Consider the following 1,219-nt stretch of genomic DNA (forward strand, 5'->3'; position numbering starts at 1 on the left):
TCGTTCTGAGAGAAATGCCGTCAGGTCTTGTCCCTTGACGGTTTCAGGCCCGCCAGTCCGTTCCCCGCTGGCGGGCCTTCTTGTTTGTGCAGCGTTGGGCGCGACCGGATCCAGGTGTGGGATCAACATGCCCATCCGCACCCCGGTCTGCAGGCGAATCCGCTCGACCTCGTCGAGGCTGATGTCAGCATGGCGCCGGGCATACAGCTGCGTGGTGTACCTCGACGCGTGATTGGCCATTGCCGCGGCGTTCTCGAGCGCATCACCGTTTTTCAGACAGGCGGTGATGCCCGTGATGCGCAACGTTTGCTTGCCGATCGCCGTGCCAATGCCAGCGGCCAGCGCCAGCCGGCGCATCATCGCGTACGCGTTCGCCTTCGGTAGCGGCGTCATGCTGCGCTTCCTGGTGCCACGCGCGATCGTGCGGACCAGCGGCCCCTTCGTGTACGTGCCGATGCCGGTGCCGTCGAAGTACGCCTGCAGGTCTGCCTCAAGCGTTTGGTGACACAGCATCTCGTGCGCCTTGCCCACGTTTCTCGCGCCGCCGCGCGAACCAAAAAACACCAGTGCAATTAGCACGCGATCCCTGAAGCCTATCGGCGTCGTCACATCGATGCGGTCGAGCAGCAGCCGCGCCTTGGTTGCATCGAGCACCGGGATTTTTCCCGTTTTTCGTGGTGTGGCCAGGGCCACCCACCGACGATGAGCTAAGGGGCAAATGAAGTAATGCCAATTTTTTGGTGCGCAAGCGCACAACGTTGTTGGCGGGCGCGCGCTGTTTTTTCCAGGTTGCTGCTTCTTTCCCGCACCTGCATTGCGAGGTATGCCCGCGCTCACGGACTGCGGGACGTTGCAATCCGTCGCGCGATGGCGCCATTTCGTGCTGTTCGGTTATAGCGGACAGCTGCGCGATTATCTGTTTGCCGGCAGCAGACGTTCATTTGTCGCCTGGTCGCTTGAAAAGCCGCCTTCAAAAAATCCCAGAGAACAAATCTCCTTTAGTTTCATATGGTTATCGTGTTATTTCGGAGCTCCGCACACGACTGGCACACCCTGTGCATATGTAGCAGCGAGCGCAAACAAATCGTGCTCTTCCAACCCGAAGCAACTGATCCCAGGAGATTGACCATGAGCTCGCTGACCATCAAAGACCTCTCGCATAACGAAGAACTGTCTGTCGAAGCACTCGCCTCGGTACGCGGCGGCAGCAACTACAACG

General features: G+C 59.6%; 1 protein-coding gene. It reads right to left on the reverse strand.

Annotated features, from left to right (window positions below; genetic code table 11):
• On the reverse strand, positions 1 to 654 hold a 654-nt coding region (locus BLT65_RS46225; RefSeq protein ID WP_482811883.1), incomplete at its 3' end, for a site-specific integrase.
• Between the last annotated feature and the right edge of the window lie 565 nt (positions 655 to 1,219).

The organism is Paraburkholderia steynii, assembly GCF_900100565.1.
In the GTDB taxonomy this organism is placed as follows: Bacteria; Pseudomonadota; Gammaproteobacteria; order Burkholderiales; family Burkholderiaceae; genus Paraburkholderia; species Paraburkholderia terrae.